Annotated in this window: 12 protein-coding genes, 1 tRNA gene and 1 pseudogene; 9 read left to right on the top strand and 5 right to left on the bottom strand. The window is 53.4% G+C overall.

The window, feature by feature from the left end:
- Positions 1–198: 198 nt before the first annotated feature.
- From SH467x_RS17395 to SH467x_RS17415, 5 genes and pseudogenes are all read left to right on the top strand, one after another.
- Positions 199–675: pseudogene (locus SH467x_RS17395) on the top strand (DUF1990 family protein); the annotation flags it as partial.
- 134 nt (positions 676–809) lie between these two features.
- The gene (locus SH467x_RS17400) at positions 810–1,196 is read left to right on the top strand and encodes a hypothetical protein (protein WP_482368369.1); all 387 of its coding nucleotides are present in this window, start codon (positions 810–812) and stop codon (positions 1,194–1,196) included.
- A gap of 79 nt (positions 1,197–1,275) precedes the next feature.
- Positions 1,276–1,620 (top strand): cupin domain-containing protein, encoded by a 345-nt coding sequence (locus tag SH467x_RS17405; RefSeq protein WP_482368370.1) that lies wholly within the window; start codon positions 1,276–1,278, stop codon positions 1,618–1,620.
- The gene (locus tag SH467x_RS17410; RefSeq protein ID WP_482368371.1) at positions 1,617–1,931 is read left to right on the top strand and encodes a DUF1294 domain-containing protein; all 315 of its coding nucleotides are present in this window, start codon (positions 1,617–1,619) and stop codon (positions 1,929–1,931) included. Before SH467x_RS17405 ends, SH467x_RS17410 begins: the two co-directional genes overlap by 4 nt.
- A gap of 141 nt (positions 1,932–2,072) precedes the next feature.
- Positions 2,073–2,558, top strand: a complete 486-nt coding sequence (locus SH467x_RS17415) for a nucleotidyl transferase AbiEii/AbiGii toxin family protein (RefSeq protein WP_482368372.1) — start codon at positions 2,073–2,075, stop codon at positions 2,556–2,558.
- A 601-nt stretch (positions 2,559–3,159) separates the two neighbouring features.
- On the opposite strand, the gene SH467x_RS17420 is transcribed toward SH467x_RS17415, so the two are convergent.
- The 4 genes from SH467x_RS17420 to SH467x_RS17435 form a co-directional block, all read right to left on the bottom strand.
- Positions 3,160–3,246 (bottom strand) — tRNA-Ser (locus SH467x_RS17420).
- Positions 3,247–3,365: 119 nt separating this feature from the next.
- Positions 3,366–3,734 carry a DUF2200 domain-containing protein gene (locus tag SH467x_RS17425; protein WP_482368373.1) on the bottom strand — a complete coding sequence of 123 codons (369 nt, stop codon included), beginning with the start codon at positions 3,732–3,734 and terminating at the stop codon, positions 3,366–3,368.
- A 14-nt stretch (positions 3,735–3,748) separates the two neighbouring features.
- A complete protein-coding gene (uvrB, locus tag SH467x_RS17430) occupies positions 3,749–5,812 on the bottom strand; it encodes an excinuclease ABC subunit UvrB (RefSeq protein ID WP_482368374.1) in 2,064 nt (687 codons plus the stop codon).
- Positions 5,813–5,928: 116 nt separating this feature from the next.
- A complete protein-coding gene (locus SH467x_RS17435) occupies positions 5,929–6,933 on the bottom strand; it encodes a DUF1573 domain-containing protein (RefSeq protein WP_482368375.1) in 1,005 nt (334 codons plus the stop codon).
- A 237-nt stretch (positions 6,934–7,170) separates the two neighbouring features.
- On the opposite strand from SH467x_RS17435, the gene guaA reads away from it, so the two are divergent.
- The 4 genes from guaA to SH467x_RS17455 all read left to right on the top strand — a co-directional run bounded on the left by guaA (position 7,171) and on the right by SH467x_RS17455 (position 13,364).
- Complete coding sequence (gene guaA / locus SH467x_RS17440; RefSeq protein ID WP_482368376.1) at positions 7,171–8,793, top strand: glutamine-hydrolyzing GMP synthase; 1,623 nt, start codon at positions 7,171–7,173, stop codon at positions 8,791–8,793.
- A gap of 9 nt (positions 8,794–8,802) precedes the next feature.
- Positions 8,803–10,476 carry an energy-dependent translational throttle protein EttA gene (ettA, locus tag SH467x_RS17445; protein WP_482368377.1) on the top strand — a complete coding sequence of 558 codons (1,674 nt, stop codon included), beginning with the start codon at positions 8,803–8,805 and terminating at the stop codon, positions 10,474–10,476.
- Between the two features lies 1 nt (position 10,477).
- A complete protein-coding gene (locus tag SH467x_RS17450; RefSeq protein ID WP_482368378.1) occupies positions 10,478–11,449 on the top strand; it encodes a GNAT family N-acetyltransferase in 972 nt (323 codons plus the stop codon).
- A 121-nt stretch (positions 11,450–11,570) separates the two neighbouring features.
- Complete coding sequence (locus SH467x_RS17455) at positions 11,571–13,364, top strand: DUF1186 domain-containing protein (RefSeq protein WP_482368379.1); 1,794 nt, start codon at positions 11,571–11,573, stop codon at positions 13,362–13,364.
- 1,079 nt (positions 13,365–14,443) lie between these two features.
- Here SH467x_RS17455 and SH467x_RS17460 read toward each other — a convergent pair.
- The gene (locus tag SH467x_RS17460) at positions 14,444–17,380 is read right to left on the bottom strand and encodes an endo-1,4-beta-xylanase (protein ID WP_482368380.1); all 2,937 of its coding nucleotides are present in this window, start codon (positions 17,378–17,380) and stop codon (positions 14,444–14,446) included.
- Positions 17,381–17,583: the final 203 nt, after the last annotated feature.

Below are 17,583 nucleotides of genomic sequence, written 5' to 3' on the forward strand. Positions count from 1 at the left end.
GTCGTCCCAAGCCCAGTCCAAGAACGAGGAGCGCCAATCCGAAACGAAAGGCCACGAGTTGCGCGCGGGGGCGGGGACAGTTATTGCTCATCGATTCCGTCATCCAAGTTGTCTGCGTTTGATCCTATCACGGAAGTACCGCTAGAACGATCCCAACAATCCAACCTGCGATGCTGGAGGTGAGCGCCACCGCCTGGTTATGTTGTGGACCGAACCCGGATGAAACTTGGCGAAGGCGAGGTGGTGTTTCAGTCGGCTAGGGCCGCTTTTCAGAGATGGGAGCAATTTCGACTCAATTGGGTGGAAGCGTGGTCGCCGGATACTCCAATCAAGTCTGGCGAGGTCGTAGCCGTTTTGGGACGAGCCATCGGCTTGTGGTGGTTAAACTCAGCCCGAATTGTTTATGTTGTGGATGAACCAGGGGCGATGAGCAGGTTTGGCTTCGCTTATGGCACACTTCCGGGCCATGTCGAGAGTGGCGAGGAACGATTTTTGATTGAATGGAACCAAGCCGATGACAGCGTTTGGTATGACATTCTAGCGTTTTCCCGACCTAACCACATCTTGATCCGCTTAGGATACCCCTGGGTACGACGAGCGCAGAAACAATTTGGACGGGACTCTGCGTTCGCGATGCTCAGTGCGATCAAGGAACCGATCCAACGAAATGAATGACCAGTCACCAAAAACGCAGGGTCCGTGACACCAGCAGAAATCAATGCCTTAAGCTTCATGCTAGGCGACAAGAATGCCGGGCCATTCAAGCTAGAGATCGAATGGATCAAGGTAGAGCGGAAAGGGGTATCGAAATGAATTCACTACTTTTACCCTACATTTTCAACATCATCATTTTAATTCCAATTGGACTTTTGACCCTTCTTGGCGGCGAAAAGGGAGGTCAACTCGCTTGTCAAAATAAGTTCCCTGAGAGCGCAGGGTTCCGAACTATCCTCGGCTCATTGTGGACGGCAATTCTAATCGGTTCGGTATTGGGGCTGTTCTTTCCGATAACGATGTCGGCGTTGCTTCTGATTCAAGTCATCTACAAAACACTTTGGCTATTGGTTTATACGATTCCTCGCATGCTCAACAAGCGAATCAACGAAGTCCCTTGGGGAATCGCATTGACATTTCTGATAATCGTCGTGTGCTACCCTTGGGTCATTCCGTGGACGCAGTTATTCGGAACCAGATGAGCGGTTTGCGTGGCGGCAAACCAGTCAAGGCTCCTTATTACAAGGGCTTAGAACTATTCAAAGAGACTCGAAGTCGATCATGAATCTCTTCACCAATCTCCCATCGAATCTACCCGACGAGCTTAGCACCACATTGCTTGAGGCCGACTACGTGCGTATCGAACGGATCGTCTCTCACGGTCACTCATCGCCGGATGGGTTTTGGTACGACCAGGACCATCACGAATGGGTTGTTGTGCTGAAGGGATCAGCGAGGTTGCAGTTCGAGGATTGCATGGTTGAGATGAAGCCCGGCGACTTCGTAAACATCCCCGCCCATAAAAAGCACCGGGTCGAATGGACGACGCCCGACGAACCGACGATCTGGCTGGCGGTGTTTTACGAAGAAGTGAAAGCGAACAGGAAGTATTCGACCGACACATGATGATCGCTACTGCTATTTACCTGGGGATCGTCCTCGTGATGAGCCTTGCCTGCTTTGTTGCTTACGGCTGGGATAAGAGGCGTGCTGCCAACGGCGGTCGCCGAGTGCCGGAACAGACCTTGCACATCTTGGCGCTGCTGGGCGGCTGGCCCGGTGCGTTCCTGGGTCAGCGACACTTCCGGCACAAGACAAAGAAACTGTCGTTCCTGATCGTCTTGTGGGGCATCGTCGTGCTGCACGTTGCCATATTCGGGACAGCAGCGTATGTGTTCTTTGGGAACCCACTTCAAGGAGTGATGAACCACGGATGAGTGTCGTTTGGCGCTTCAAACGGTACCACTTTTGGCTAGACTCCATCCCGTTTGATACTGATACCGTTTGACACTCGATTTTTCGGCAGACGACCCGGTTGGCGCTCTGGTACTATTTGCACTTTTTCGTGAGCGTACAGGATGCTCGCCGAGATTTTCTCGCGGGTAGGGTTGCGTCGTGGCGCTCTGTTCCCTACTTCGATTTGCGAAGCTGACTTCGCATTCGACGCTTCGCAGCATGAACGGTTGCGTTATCAGCTTTATCGCGACACTCCTGCTCCCGGTAGGTGCGCACAAGCAAGCTTGGCGGCCATGCCGAGCGGATACTCTCGGAATTACTATGACCTACACCAGCTTGCAGAAAGCCCCATTGCCCAGAACGCTCTCCTTGACCTGAACCTTTTGGAAGATGTGATTCAGTTCAAGTCTCGCTTCTATCACTCCTCATGGGCACACTACGAACAGGCACGACCTGGAACCTTTCGGTTACTTCCCACACCTCAGGGCGATAAAGAGCTCCAAGCTGACTATCAATACATGGAGTCGATGTTCTTTTCCAAGCCCCCTACTTGGAAGCAAATAATTGATTCACTGCGAGCACTCGAGCAGCGAATCAACCGCGTTTAGAGTGGTACCTTGGTCACATCATGAACCAAACATTTTTGCCCGTTTACCTCCTCGTATCGTAGCCACCCAAACTCATCGGATTCCTCAGAGCAGATGGTTTCGACAGCCGTTGCGGCAGCGCGGGGAACTTCGCTCAATCCAGCAAAGTTTTGGAGCGAATCCCTACGCGAGTAGGGTGAAAAACGCTGCTGCTCAAGCCACCGAAGCAAAATCAACCATTCCCCAAGGGCACGAATAGAGGGTTAATGCGATGGCAACCATTGGTCACGACAAGGGAGAGCAATGGTCCCTAGTTGGCCTCGCCTCTTCCATAGCTTGCGAACGTCCAGGCAAACGGAGCTCGAACAGGAATTCCCGTTGCATGTCGTTTGTGCGCGGCTCGGAAATTCGCCAAAGATTGCTCAACGCTCGTATCTCTTGGTGATTTCCGAGGACTTCCAGAGAGCGATTTCATCACCGAAAAAAAGCGGCACGATCAAGGTCAAAAGCGGCACGATTTCCGGCACGGTACGCGCGCGCACTCGATCGCAGGGAAACGCAATCGACCAACAAAAAAACTGTGAATTGTGCACTACTGCTGGAGAATCAGCAGGAAATTAAGCGGATGGGGAGGGATTCGAACCCACGGTAGCCTTACGACTACTCCGGTTTTCAAGACCGGTGCATTAAACCGCTCTGCCACCCATCCGACCCATGGAATTGAGATGCCAATTCCCTACATTGCATAGCCACGAGCGTTTGTAGCTCTAACTTTAGTCAGTTCGGAAAATTTCCGCTATCTCAATCTGCGTTCACGCACCGCTGAGGTTAAGAATCGGACTGTGTCGCGCGCAAAATCTTTTCCATCTTGCGACCCTTCGCAAGCTCGTCGACGAGCTTGTCTAGATAACGCACTTTTTGGGTGAGCGGATTTGAAATCTCTTCGACTCGATAGCCGCAGATCGCGCCTGTGATCAAGTACGCATTCGGATGCAATTTCGCGGACTCAAAGAATTCAGCGAATGTCGATTCATTGGCAATGTGAGCTTGAATCTGCTCATCCGAAAAACCGGTTAACCATCGAATGATCTCGTCGAGCTCGTCGTTGGTTCGCCCCTTTTTCTCCACTTTGGCGAGGTAGAGCGGGTAAACTTTTCCGAAGATCATCGTCGCGATTCGTTCGTCGTGATTCATCATGTTGCTCCTGGGATTTACCGTCGCTTCGAGCGTTTTCGCTGTCGCGTTCCTACCACCCGTTGATCGTCCTCGTCGGAGTCGATGGGTTCACCGATTCGTTCACGCATCCGCAGAATCTTGTCGCGCAGCGCGGCGGCTCGCTCGAATTCGAGATTCTCCGCGGCGGCTAGCATCTCCTCTTCCAGTGTCTTTAAATAGGCCTCGGTGATTTTCTCCCCTTGCGGATCGCGTCGCACGATGTCTCGAGCCCTCTTGCGATTCTCTGCCGCTTGGTGAATGGACGCGGTGACTTGCTTGCGAACGGTTTCCGGTGTGATCCCGTGCTCTTCGTTGTATGCCTCCTGGACCTTGCGTCGTCGCTCGGTCTCATCGATTGCCGTGCGCATCGATTCGGTCATGGTGTCCGCGTAAAGGATAACCTTCGAGTTTGCATTTCGCGCCGCCCGACCAATGGTTTGAATCAACGATGTCTCGCTTCGAAGGAATCCCTCTTTGTCGGCATCGAGGATGGCTACTAAGCTGACTTCTGGCAAGTCGAGGCCTTCCCGGAGTAGGTTTACCCCCACCAGTACATCGCAGCGTCCATCCCTAAGTTCTCGCAGCAATTCGACGCGTTCAAAGGCATCCAACTCGCTGTGCAGCCATCGGCACTTCAGATCGTTGTCAACAAAGAAGGTTGCAAGGTCTTCGGCGAGGCGCTTGGTCAATGCTGTGACGAGCGTTCGGTCCCCCATCTGAATCCGTTCTCGAATCTGCTCCAGCAGATGCATAACCTGCCCCCGAGCTGGGACTACTTCGATAATCGGATCGAGCAAACCGGTTGGTCGAATGACTTGCTCCACGACTTCGCCCCCTGTTCGATCAAGCTCGTACTCGGCTGGCGTAGCGGACACAAAGATAACTTGATTGATCTTCGCTTCCCATTCTTCGAATTTGAGTGGCCGGTTATCGAGGGCGCAGGGGAGCCGAAAGCCGTGGTCGACGAGTGTCGTCTTTCGGCTCTTGTCTCCTGCATACATGGCTCGCACCTGTGGGATGGTCACGTGCGACTCGTCGACAAGGAGCAAAAAGTCTTTGTCAAAGAACTCATACAGCGTGTCGGGACTCGACCCCGGCAGTTTGCCGGAGAGGGGACGCGAATAGTTCTCGATGCCAGGGCAGTGCCCGGTGTGGCCAAGCATCTCAATGTCAAACTTCGTTCGAGCCGCCAGTCGTTGCGCTTCAAGGATTTTTCCTGCGGCATTGAATTTCGCCAATTGCTCCTCCAGTTCTTGCCGGATGACGCGAATCGCATTTTGAATTCGATCCTCAGAGGTAACGAAGTGTTTGGCTGGGAAGACATAGACTTCGTTCAATCTCGAGACCACTTCGCCGGTCAACGGATTGATGATCGAGATCTGTTCGACTTCATCCCCCCAGAATTCAAAACGGTAGGCGAACTCTTCGTAGGCAGGCCAAAGCTCCATCGTATCCCCGCGCACTCGAAACTTGCCTCGCTCAAATGCGATATCGTTGCGCTCGTATTGGATGTCGATCAATCGGAGCAAGAGTGTTTCGCGGTGGATCGATTCGTTGCAGCGAATTGCGACCACCATGCGACGGTAATCTTCTGGAGAACCGAGTCCGTAGATGCAGGAAACGCTTGCGACGATGATGCAGTCACGTCGGCTGACCAACGCGCTGGTAGCCGCCAACCGCAGTCTATCGATCTCTTCGTTGATCGACGCGTCTTTCTCGATATAGATGTCGCGCTGAGGGATGTAGGCTTCGGGCTGATAATAGTCGTAATAGCTGACGAAGTAGTGGACCGCGTTTCGAGGAAAGAATTCCTTGAACTCCGCATAGAGTTGTGCCGCGAGCGTCTTGTTGTGGCTCAGCACCAAGGCCGGCCGTTGGACCCGCTGGATCACGTTGGCCATCGTGAAGGTCTTTCCAGAACCCGTCACTCCCATCAATACTTGATGCTTGCGTCCCTGGTTCAGTCCCTGCACCAGCGCTTCGATGGCTTGTGGTTGGTCCCCGGCAGGCTGAAAACGGCAATCCAAGTCGAAAAGTTGGGCGGTTTTAGGAGCAGTCATCGCTGAGTATCGTATGGAAGTGGAAGATTCACGCCGACAGACTGCTATTGTCGGAGGATTCGACGGGGTGACAACCGCCGCCCGTGAGGACGGCGGCAATATTCCAGACCGGATCTCTAGTCGACCATGCGGCCCGCCACGGTGGTTTCCAGAGTGATTTGTTCCCCGAGAGAGGTCTTCACCACAATTTCTTGCTTGATCGAACGTTCATCACCTAACAATTCCCCGGTGAAGGTCATCGGGATCAAGTGAAGGGGCTTTTCCCCAGGAGGAATCGAGAAAGAGAATCTCGGGTCCTCGCATTCGACCGAGACGATCGAGAAAGGTTTCTTGGCCCGAACCATCAGTTTCTGTTGAACTTGCTGGCCGCTTTTGACGTCCCCTACCGAAACTAGTTTCGGCGTGATGGTGACTGGAGGAACCACGCGGGCGTTGACCGGGAGTGTGAACATTCCTTCGTTCGAATCGTTGGTGACGACAGTAATCCCTTCCATGAAATCGCCGGCCGGAGCGGATTCCTTGAGTGTGATCCGCATCCGATAGTTGGTCATGTTTCCTTGGCGGGACGCAGGGTCCAGTCGGACCTCCAGATGGCTGGTATCTCCACGCACATCTTGGATGGCCCAGTCCCTGCGTCCGGCATAAGAGATTTTGAGATCGACGGTTTTGGTTGAGCCGATATCCACGTCCCCGAACGAGATCTCGCCCGGCTCCACAACGATGTCGGAGCGGATTTTTCCGGAGACCAGCAAAGTCACCTCGGCGTAGTAGGGGCGATCGATCACCACGGTGATCGCCGCCGATTTGGCCCCCAGGAAGGACTTTGTGTTGAACTGGGCAACGATTTCGCCCTTTTCCCAAGCCTTCAGCGTGTTCTTGGTAATGATCGGCTTGGTGCAACCGCAGCTGCTGCGAACCGAGGCGATATGAACGTCTTCCTCGAAGCAGTTTTCGAGGACGAATGCGTATTCGGTCTTGGCGTTACGGCTGACAGTGCCAAAGTCGTGCTTCGTCTCCTTGAATAGCTTTTGAGCCCAATCCGCACCCGAGGCGAAGGGGACGAAAGCGATCGCGACGATCCACGCGGCGAGAAAGCGATGGACAACTTGCTGAAAAACCATGCGGCGAAACTCCCTTTGAGTAGACGTACAACCTCAGGAGTCATCGGCAATCGGCCCCCGCAAACTCGATTTCTTTGGAAAGATTTAACGGCAAAGACTACCCAAACCCTCCGGTCCATTCGAAAGGAAACGAGGTAGCCACCCTCCAGGGGATTGCTATAATTTCGGGTTTTCTCCGGTGAAGAGACCGGTTTGCTCTAGATTCCGGCCCTCGGTCGGACCCCTTCGATGGATCTCATGAACAACTCGACTTCGAATCGATCGACATCGGAAGCTCCTTCTACATCAACAGCTAGCAATACCAACACCGCTCCGGATCTGCTGAGCGAACGTGTTCTCGTGCTGGACTTTGGATCGCAATACGCCCAGCTCATCGCCAGGCGCATCCGGGAGCAGAACGTATACTGCGAAATCGTTCGCCACGATATTAGCGCCGAAACCATTTTGGCTCGCAAACCTGCCGCGATCGTGTTCTCGGGCGGACCCTCGAGCGTTTACGAACCCAACGCCCCGAAGTGCGACCCCAAGATTTTCCATCTAGGAATCCCCGTTCTTGGAATTTGCTACGGAATGCAGCTTGCGTCGCAAGCCTTGGGGGGACGCGTCGAGCCCTGCAATCGCAGGGAGTTTGGACGCGCGAGACTGCAAGTCAAATCGATGGAAAAGTTATTCGCAGGCTTCCCGCATGAAATCGATGTTTGGATGAGCCACGGCGACCAAGTTCGGGATTTGGCCAATGACTTCGAGACCCTCGCGTCCACGCCGACTTGTCCGCACGCGGCGGTTCGCCACAAAACCCTACCTATCTATGGCCTGCAATTCCACCCCGAGGTATCCCACACCTCGCTGGGAAGCACCCTCATCCACAACTTCCTGTATAACATCGCCCATTGTGAGGGACGTTGGCATCTCAGCGACTTTGCCAATCGCTCCATCGAGCATATCCGAGATGTGGTCGGCAACGACCGAGTTATCTGCGGACTCTCCGGCGGGGTGGATTCGTCGGTGACGGCAGCGCTCCTGTACAAAGCGATCGGCCCACAGTTAACCTGCATCCTCATCGACAACGGCTTGCTGCGGAAAGACGAGCAAGGTGCGGTGATCTCCGAATTCACGAATCACTTCCAAGCGGATTTGCGAGTGGTCAATGCCAGCGACCGGTTCCTGGGTGACTTGGCTGGTATCATAGATCCACAAGAGAAGAGGCGACGCATCGGCCACGCCTTCATCGATTGCTTCAAAGCGGAAGCGGAGAAGATCAATGGTGCAAAGTATCTTGCCCAAGGGACCCTTTATCCCGACGTAATCGAAAGCGGTGCAGCTCTCGATGGCCCTGCAGCGACGATCAAACTGCATCACAATGTCGGTGGATTGCCTGAACAGTTGGGGTTTGAATTAATCGAACCCCTTCGCGATCTCTTTAAAGACGAAGTCCGGAAACTGGGGGTCGAATTGGGATTGCCCGAGCATCTGGTATGGAGGCATCCATTCCCTGGTCCCGGTTTGGCCGTGCGATGTTTGGGCGAGGTTACCAAAGACAAACTGGATATCTTGCGAGATGCCGACGAGATAGTGGTTTCGGAAATCAAGAACGCCAACTTGTATCGTCAAACCTCCCAAGCGTTCGTGGTCTTGCTGGAATCCCAAAGCGTGGGTGTGATGGGAGACGCGCGAACGTATGAGCGAGCGGTTGCGGTGCGCTGTGTAAATACCGACGACTTTATGACTGCCGACTGGAGTCACCTGCCGTATGACTTGCTCGCAAAGATCTCGACACGAATTATTAACGAAGTCCGCGGAGTGAATCGCGTTTGCTACGACATTAGCAGCAAGCCACCTGCGACGATTGAATGGGAATAAGGAAGTTCAATGAACCGTCAGTTTATTTATCAGATCGAAAGCCTCACCAAACGCCACGGACAAAAGGAAGTTCTCAAGGACATATGGTTGGCGTTCTATCCGGGCGCTAAGATCGGCGTTCTGGGATCCAACGGCTCCGGTAAGAGTACCTTGCTCCGGATCATGGCGGGGGAAGACAAGACGTTTGATGGAGTTGCTCGCTTGAGCAACGGATTCGTCGCTGGGTATCTCCCTCAAGAACCGCATCTCAATCCCGACAAAGATGTGCAGGGGAACGTCGAAGAAGCGGTCGCTCCTCGCCGAAAGGTTTTGGATCGTTTTAACGAAATCTCCAATCTGCTCGGGGAAGTCACCGATGACAAGCAGATGGAGAAGCTCTGCGACGAGATGGCCAAACTGCAGGACATAATCGATGCTCAAAACCTGTGGGAACTGGATCGGCAAGTCGAGCAATCGATGGACGTGATGAATCTTCCTCCGGGAGATGCAGATGTAACCAAGCTCTCTGGGGGCGAAAGACGACGCGTCGCGCTTTGCAAATTGTTGATCCAGCAACCCGATCTGCTACTTCTTGACGAGCCGACGAACCACTTGGACGCCGAAGCCGTCAACTGGCTTGAACAGCACTTGGCACACTACCCTGGCACGGTAGTCGCCGTGACGCACGATCGTTACTTCCTCGACAACGTTGCCCAGTGGATCTTGGAATTAGACCGAGGATCAGGTTTCCCCTTCGAAGGGAACTATACGTCGTGGCTCGAGCAAAAACAGAAGCGACTTGCTATTGAGCAGAAGTCAGCTGCAGCGCGTCAGAAGACTCTGGAGAAAGAGTTGGAATGGATCCGGATGTCTCCGCGCGCCAGACAGGCGAAGAACAAAGCGCGGATCAATGCCTACGAATCCCTGGCTGCCCAACAGTTCGAGGAGCGACCCGATGAGTTGGAAATCCAAATTCCACCCGGAAAGCACTTGGGCGAGGTGGTCGTCAATGCCGAGCATGTCACCAAGGCTTATAACGACCGCGTCCTCGTCGAGGATTTGAGTTTCCGTCTCCCCGCTGGGGGGATCGTCGGAGTTATTGGTCCGAACGGCGCCGGAAAGACGACGCTCTTCCGCATGATGACAGGGCAAGAAAAGCCAGATGCGGGGGAGTTGCGAATCGGAGATACGGTCGAGTTCGGATATGTCGATCAATCCCGCGATACGCTTAATGACAACAATACCGTTTACCAAGAGATCTCGGGCGGACTTGATTGGTTGGAAATGGGAGGCAAGAAGTTTAACTCGCGAGCTTACGTCTCCAAGTTTAATTTCAAAGGTACCGATCAAGAGAAGAAAGTCGGGGTTCTCTCCGGTGGAGAAAGAAACCGCGTTCACCTCGCCAAACTCCTGCGACGTGGGTGCAACGTCTTGTTATTGGACGAACCGACCAATGACTTGGACGTCGATACGCTGCGAGCCTTGGAAGAAGCGATCATGAATTTCGTCGGTTGCGTGGTGGTCATCACGCACGACCGTTGGTTCCTCGACCGAATTGCGACGCACATTCTCGCGTTCGAAGGGGATGGGTATGTTCACTGGTGCGAAGGGAACTTCCAGACCTACGAACAGCAGCGAAAGGAGCGATTGGGTATCCACGACGACGAGCCTCGCCGCTTCCGATACAAGAAACTCGCGACTTAAAATGGCTGAGACTCCGCTCCGAGTTGATGTGCCGCGCTGGGAATGGCTGGAGGAGGTCGAGCGATGCCTCGCCTTCCAGTCTGTCGACTCTCGGGAAGGCTATCTAAGTCAGGTGGTGGACCACGCGTCGAGATACGCGGCGCTCAATCCAATCCGCGTGAAAACCAATGCCCGCGGGTGCGTCGCCTACCTCCTGGTCTATCCAGGAAAGCTCGCCATGGTCGGTGGAGTAGCCCCGGCATCGGATTTGCGATCGGAGCAAGAACTAAACGAGACCGCGTTCTTATTGCGATCGCTCGTGGAATCGGTTCGAGATGAAGTTGAATTGACGCAAGCGGTGACATTTCCCGCAGAGTTCGACGCCGAGTTTGACGCATGGAGACGAAGATGCTTTCAGATCGCTGGGTTCCAGCCGATCGCCGTATTGAAGCAGTGCGCGTTGGACTGCGCGAATGCTCCAGTTGAACTCGATTCGTTAAGCCATGTTGCGAAAACAGCATCTTCACCGTTGTCGTTTGTGCCTTGGACGAGAGAGCTCGATTCAGAATTCGTGCGCCTCGTCGATCAAACGTATGATGGGACGTGGGATGTTCCAGAACTCAACGGTGTTCGGAGCACCAGCGCTACTCTTGAGGGGTACGCTCGAACGGGATTGGACAGTGGATCGATTCGCAAGTGGTGGCTAATCGGGCACAGGGACCATTACGTCGGTTGTTTGCTGGTTTGCCGACACTCGCCGAAGCTCTCCGAGTTGCTCTACCTTGGGATCGTTCCTGAGGTACGAGGCAAGGGGGTGTCAGGTGCCGTGATGAAATTCTTGTTGGATTGGTGCCGCGAACAAGGAGTTGGAAGAATCCTGCTCGCTGTCGACGCTCGGAATACGCCGGCGTTGAAACTCTACGAACGATTCGGATTCGAGGACATCGGAACGGCTGAAGCTTGGTTCGCCCCTTTCGATCGCACTGCATTGTGAAAGCGGATTTTGCTAGCGAGAGGCTTGCGTTGCATGCAGGTCGGTTGGGGGCGGTAGAATGGAATTGTCTCGCTAATAGGCGGAATAGACTGGACTCACTCTTGGTAGGAAGCAAACCATCATGTCGACTGCAAGCAGCAATTCTGATTCCTCTCACGTTGGGAGCCAGATCGACACAGAAACCTTGCTTCGTAATATTGGACGTTTCCCGTCTCAGGTAGTACCTTTCGCGGTTCTCAAGGAATTGCAGTCACGCGGAGCCGCGATTCACGATTCCTTAGTTGCGTTAATTAGTAAAGAGCTCAAATGGAACGAAAGTCCCTTAGGCAGCTCGTCCAACGCGTCATTCTTCGCTTTCGCTTTGCTTCCTCCGATCGTCACCCAAGAGGATCAGCCTCTGATCGAAGCATTGCTCTCTACTTCTTTCCATAGAATTGATGGGGTAATTGGTGATCTCAGTGGGGAAGCGATGCCGCGCCTGATCGCCAATTTCTTTCAGAGCCAGAGTGCGGAAGAAGTATTCGGCTGGATCGACCGCATCCTGAGCAAACCAAGCATGGAGGAGCTGACCTGTCACCCGCTTGTTAGGGCTTTGACCATTGCTGTTGCAATGAGTTGGTTGGATCGAAGCGAGGCAATCCCTTTCCTGGTCGAGCAATTGAAGAAGCGGTCCAAAAAGCAAAATGACTTGGTATCGGCGTTTATCGTTTCTGAGTTAATGGATTTGTCTGCCCGAAGTTTTGAAGAGGTCGATTCCTTGGTCGTCGAGTGTTTTACTCGGCGTCAGATCGACGAGTCGTACATCCATCTCGACAACTGGGAGAACGAGATTGAGAGCGTTATCGATCGATCTACAGAGGTTGCGACTGCCTGGGATGATTGCGCCGAGGAATTGGCGAAATGGTGCTATGACTTTACTACCGATGACTTCGATCCCGTAAGTGCGACTTACCGCGCCAATCCATGCGGCAGTTCGAATTCGAAAGGAAGCGAATCACAGGCCCGCATCTTGGTCGAACAACTCCGAGGCGCGTCGAGCAATAGTTACCCACGAGATGCCGTTGCAACGCTGGAGCGTGAATTTCCTGTTGCCTACCAAGCGATTGTTGAGCTGATACGCGATGAACTTTCTCGAACCCAGCCGGACTCTAATGGGGAGTGCGGAAGGGGCGCGTATCTGGCATTGGTTCTTCTCGTTAAGGAAAGTATGCCGCTGCCGCAAGATCTGGTGCAAACGATCCTGCGATTGCCTGATTCTCGTCTGGATCAGATGTTTGGACACCAATTTGACTTGGTCGTGAAATGCATTGCTCAATCACCGATCCAGGACGTCGGAATCCTTGAGCAATGGATTTGGGATCCGGATCGATCCGATGCAAATCGTCGCGCCATGGTCAGTTATTATTCGTACGCTTGTTACCGCTACGCGTTGGAACGCGAAGTCGCCATCGAAGCCTTGGCGAAAGGACTGCGCAAGGCACTGACACAGGCCCCATCGTTGATCGGTCCGTTCGCCGAGAATCTCGCCTTTCTGACGCCTACTGAGCATGCTTTGCTTCTCGAGGAAGCATTCGAAGGGTCGGATGTGGAGTGGGAGATCGCGAAGGACGATTTGCGACATATGATGGTCGACGTCCGTGTTGCGAAGGAAGTCTTTGAGGAACACTTTCAGATCCATCAAAGCATCGAGGAAATCGTTTCTGCAGGGGAAATGTTTGACATCGCAGCGATTCGAGAAAAACCAGCTGCTCCGCTAGTTTCCCATCGGACTGTCCAGAGACCCACTGGATTGGAATTGACTCAGCCAAGCTTCTCGGTGACAGGAACCATTCGCAATGAGGAACGGACGTCACGCAATTCCTCATGCCCGTGCGGAAGTGGGAAGAAGTTCAAAAAATGCTGCATGAGAAAGTAGTCGTTGCGTCTGGCTTTTTGGGTGAGTCACATTGGTCTGCTCCCCAAAAGTTGGCTCATGCTCAACGTTGTTCTTCCCTCCGCGTTCTCCGCGGTTAACTCTTCTTAGGCAGATTGGTAATGCCGTCCGTCTAGAGCTTATCCATCTCACTGCTACTATTTGAATTCCGTGGTGAATCAACCGCGGAGGGCGCGGAGTGGCTAATCGCCTCCTCTCGCGTTCGGTTCTCTTCTTCGCGCCGTGGCGCCGTAGCGAGAAATTCTCCACTGGCCTGGATCCAAAGAGAGTGGCGCGCCAAGGCGCCAAGCTCGCCAGGGACTGAGTTGAGAATCTGAGGAGGAGCGCGGAGTGGCTAATCGCCTCCTCTCGCGTTCGGTTCTCTTCTTCGCGCCGTGGCGCCGTAGCGAGAAATTCTCCAATTGCCTGGATCCAAAGAGAGTGGCGCGCCAAGGCGCCAAGCTCGCAAGGGACTGAGTTGAGAATCTGAGGAGGATCGCGGAGTGGCTAATCGCCTCCTCTCGCGTTCGGTTCTCTTCTTCGCGCCGTGGCGCCGTAGCGAGAAATTCTCCAATTGCCTGGATCCAAAGAGAGTGGCGCGCCACGGCGCCAAGCTCGCAAGGGACTGAGTTGAGAATCTGAGGAGGAGCGCGGAGTGGCTAATCGCCTCCTCTCGCGTTCGGTTCTCTTCTTCGCGCCGTGGCGCCGTAGCGAGAAATTCTCCAATTGCCTGGATCCAAAGAGAGTGGCGCGCCACGGCGCCAAGCTCGCCAGGGACTGAGTTGAGAATCTGAGGAGGAGCGCGGAGTGGCTAATCGCCTCCTCTCGCGTTCGGTTCTCTTCTTCGCGCCGTGGCGCCGTAGCGAGAAATTCTCCACTGGCCTGGATCCGAAGAGAGTGGCGCGCCACGGCGCCAAGCTCGCCAGGGACTGAGTTGAGAATCTGAGGAGGAGCTTCGGCGTCTCGTAACGTCTTCACAATCTGGTCGGCCGAACGCCGAGTTCGCTTTCTTCTTGTCAAAGTCCTCCTGCCATTTAATGCGATAGACTTTAAAAACTCCTGGATCAACTTTTGGGGAGCACTCAATTCCTAAAGTTCTTGGTCTCTATGGTCCACGGCTCGCCTATTTTCCGTTGGTCGCTCTCGCCAAGGAACATCTTGGAAGACTCTAGCTTTCCTTTGAGGTGCCAATCGAGCCAAGCCAACGCGACCGGGGAATACTCTCCGCCATGGGGGCGACGATAGGTTCCACCGTGCCCGACATCTAGATTGGCCATGACGATCGGGACATGATCGACACGAGAGAAATCATCCATGGCATTCTTGTACGCGATGTCCTTTGGGCCACCCATGATGTATAGGACTGGTCCATGAAATTTCTTCAGGTCATCCTTGGTGAGTTTCGGCATGGCCATCATGGGAGAGGGGGCCGGTAAGACGCCGCTGTTGCAAACAATTGTGGTCGTGATTCTTGGATCGCTCGAAATCTCGATCGCCTGCAAGCCTCCGCATGACATTCCCATCGCGGCAACTTTGGTCGTGTCGATCCTTCCGAAATACACACTCTCTGCTTTGCCATTTTCAGCGATGATCCATTGAAGGGCGGTAAGCAATTGAGTTGAATCTGTTCTTTCGCGAGACCTATCGCTGCGTTGCTCGATATCGCTCAGCAATCCAATCCCAAGCACGATGTAGCCATGCGATGCGATTTGATTAAGGAAGTTCTTGTGCTCCTCGGTTGTGTTCGCACATGCTCCGTTACCCCACAGCAGAACAGGTAGCTTTCGTTCGCCGGCGAATGGGGATAGATCCTCTGGTCGGTAGATCGTCATGCCAGCCAGCGTCGGTGACTCAGTCGCAATGGCTGAATACGGTCCCTGTCCACCCTTCTCCAATTGGATCTGCTTCGGTGAATCCGAGCTTCCTTTCGCATCGCCATTCGAGATAGTGCTCATGATTCTCGTGTAGGCAGGTTTGGGTTGGTTGTCTGCGTCAAAGAGAAGCGGATGCTGTCCCCAACGCCAAGTACGGCGATCGTTGAGTCCCCAGAACGTGATGCGTTCGATGATATCCTGATGTTTTTTGAAGATGCCAAATAACTTCGCATAATCCTCGGCTTGACCATTTAGATCCTCAACCGAAGGAGGAGTGGTGGTTCGCGAACGAGGCCTACCGAACTGACCGCCTGACTCGCCCCGAATGGTAATATCCAATTCCGTGATACTCACTTTGAGCCCCAAGGACGCATAGTCCGTAATCGCTTTTTCGATATCGTCAAAAGGGACTCGTCCGCTTCGCCAATGCCCCTGAATGCCAACGGCGTCTATAGGAGCCCCTTCTGCAAGCAGTCGTTTCAAAAGAACCATCGAACTTTCATGCTTAGGGCCAGACTCAATGTTGTAATCGTTGTAGTACAGTACAGCGCTCGGATCCGCCTCACGCGCGTACTTGAAAGCCAACGTGAGGAACTCTGGCCCAAGTGCCTTAAGCCAATTGGAATTCCGCAGATTTTCTGTCTTGGCGGTTGCTTCATTGCCACCATCGTTGATCGCCTCATTGACAACATCCCAACTTTGCAGTTTTCCCTTGTAGCGTCCTACAAGTATCTCGATGTGTTGCCTCATTCGGGTTTTGATGGTCTCTGAATCGCCCCCTTCAAAAAACCAATTCGGTGTTTGGGCATGCCACACAAGCGTGTGACCGTGGATGGTCAATTTATTCTTTTGAGCCCAATCCACCAACGCATCTGTTCGGTCGAAATCCCAGCGATCCTCCGCGGGATGAACTCGCTCAGGTTTCATACAATTCTCGGGAGTGATGGCAGCAAAATGGTCAACCGCCACTTTCAATTCCTCCTCGGAGTAACGCGAAGGGAGGTCTCCCGCCATCCCGATCAAAAACGAATCTTGGAAGGCGTCTTTCATGAAGCGATCGATTTTGACGCTGTTAACAGGGTCCTTATTTACTTTCGGAGACGGGTCCGGAAGATCTTGTGCGGCAAGGGATTCTTGGAGTGCGGTTGTTGGTTTTTGATTCAGAGCAGCTTTGGTCGCTTCATCGTTGAAGACGAGCTGGGCGAAGTAGTACAGGTTGTTGCGCCAGTGAGTCGCGTCGTGACCGTGAGAATCGACGTTCCACAAATGCGGTACATTTTTGCTCTTCAGAAAACGCTGAGTATTCTGGCTGATGTTGATCAGTCCATCTTTGCTTCCACAGGAGAGCCACAACAGCTTCAGTTGTTGTTTGGCTTTGTCTGCGTCAGGAACCAGTTCTTCGGGCTTTTTTGTGTTGGGTGCCGCGGAAAATCCTCCGATCCAAGCAAACGTATCCAGATGGCCGAGGCCAAAGTTGAGCGACTGTCCGCCCCCCATAGAAAGACCCGCAATCGCTCGATGTTCTCGATCGGCCTGCACCGAGTATCGTGATTCAATCTTGGGAATGACATCATCCAAAAGGTCACGCTCGAATACACCAAAGGACGGAGCAGATTCAAAGACATTGCCGACAGGCCGGTCATTCTTCTGAGCGCGTCCGTTTGGCATGACGACGATCATCGGCTTGGCCTTCCCTTCCGCGATCAGATTGTCGAACAGCATGTCCGGTGTCGCGAATCGCTGCCATTCTGTTTCGTCTCCACCAATACCGTGAAGAAGGTAGAGCACCGGATACTTCTTTTCCTTCGAATACCCCGGAGGCGTATAGACGTTCAGCTTTCGGACCGTGCCTACTGTTTTCGACTCGTAATCAATCAATTCCAACTTGCCGTGCGGAATGTCGTCTCGCCTGGCAACAATGCTGTCTGACGGATCCGAATAAATCTGCTGGTCGTCTGGCCCCAATACGATAGATCCTCCAAAACCCCCGGGGCCTAGTCTTCCTTGCTGCGGACGATTCTGCAGCCCTGCATTTGGTCGAGCTGCTTCCTGTACCTGTTTCTCAGCCTCCTGTTTCGGCTCCTCCTGAGCCTTGAGCGTCGAAGGTATGAACAACAGCACTGCGAGAAAAGCCATCCATCGCATAATACGTTCCTTGAGAAGAGGTTTTAGAGTCCGGAAAGTCTCTTGTCTGATTCGATTTGTTTTTATGAAGCCTTGGAGGCATTCTTACTGGGATAGGGCATCAGTCCAGAAAATCACTTGCAGTAGTAATCACGTGGGCCACACACTCGCGGAGCGCGCCACTCCATGGACGATGCAAGGACAGGAGTGTCTGAATCAATGAC

This window comes from Brakhagea slesvicensis (genome assembly GCF_052161625.1).
Classification (GTDB): domain Bacteria; phylum Planctomycetota; class Planctomycetia; order Pirellulales; family Pirellulaceae; genus JBKCUI01.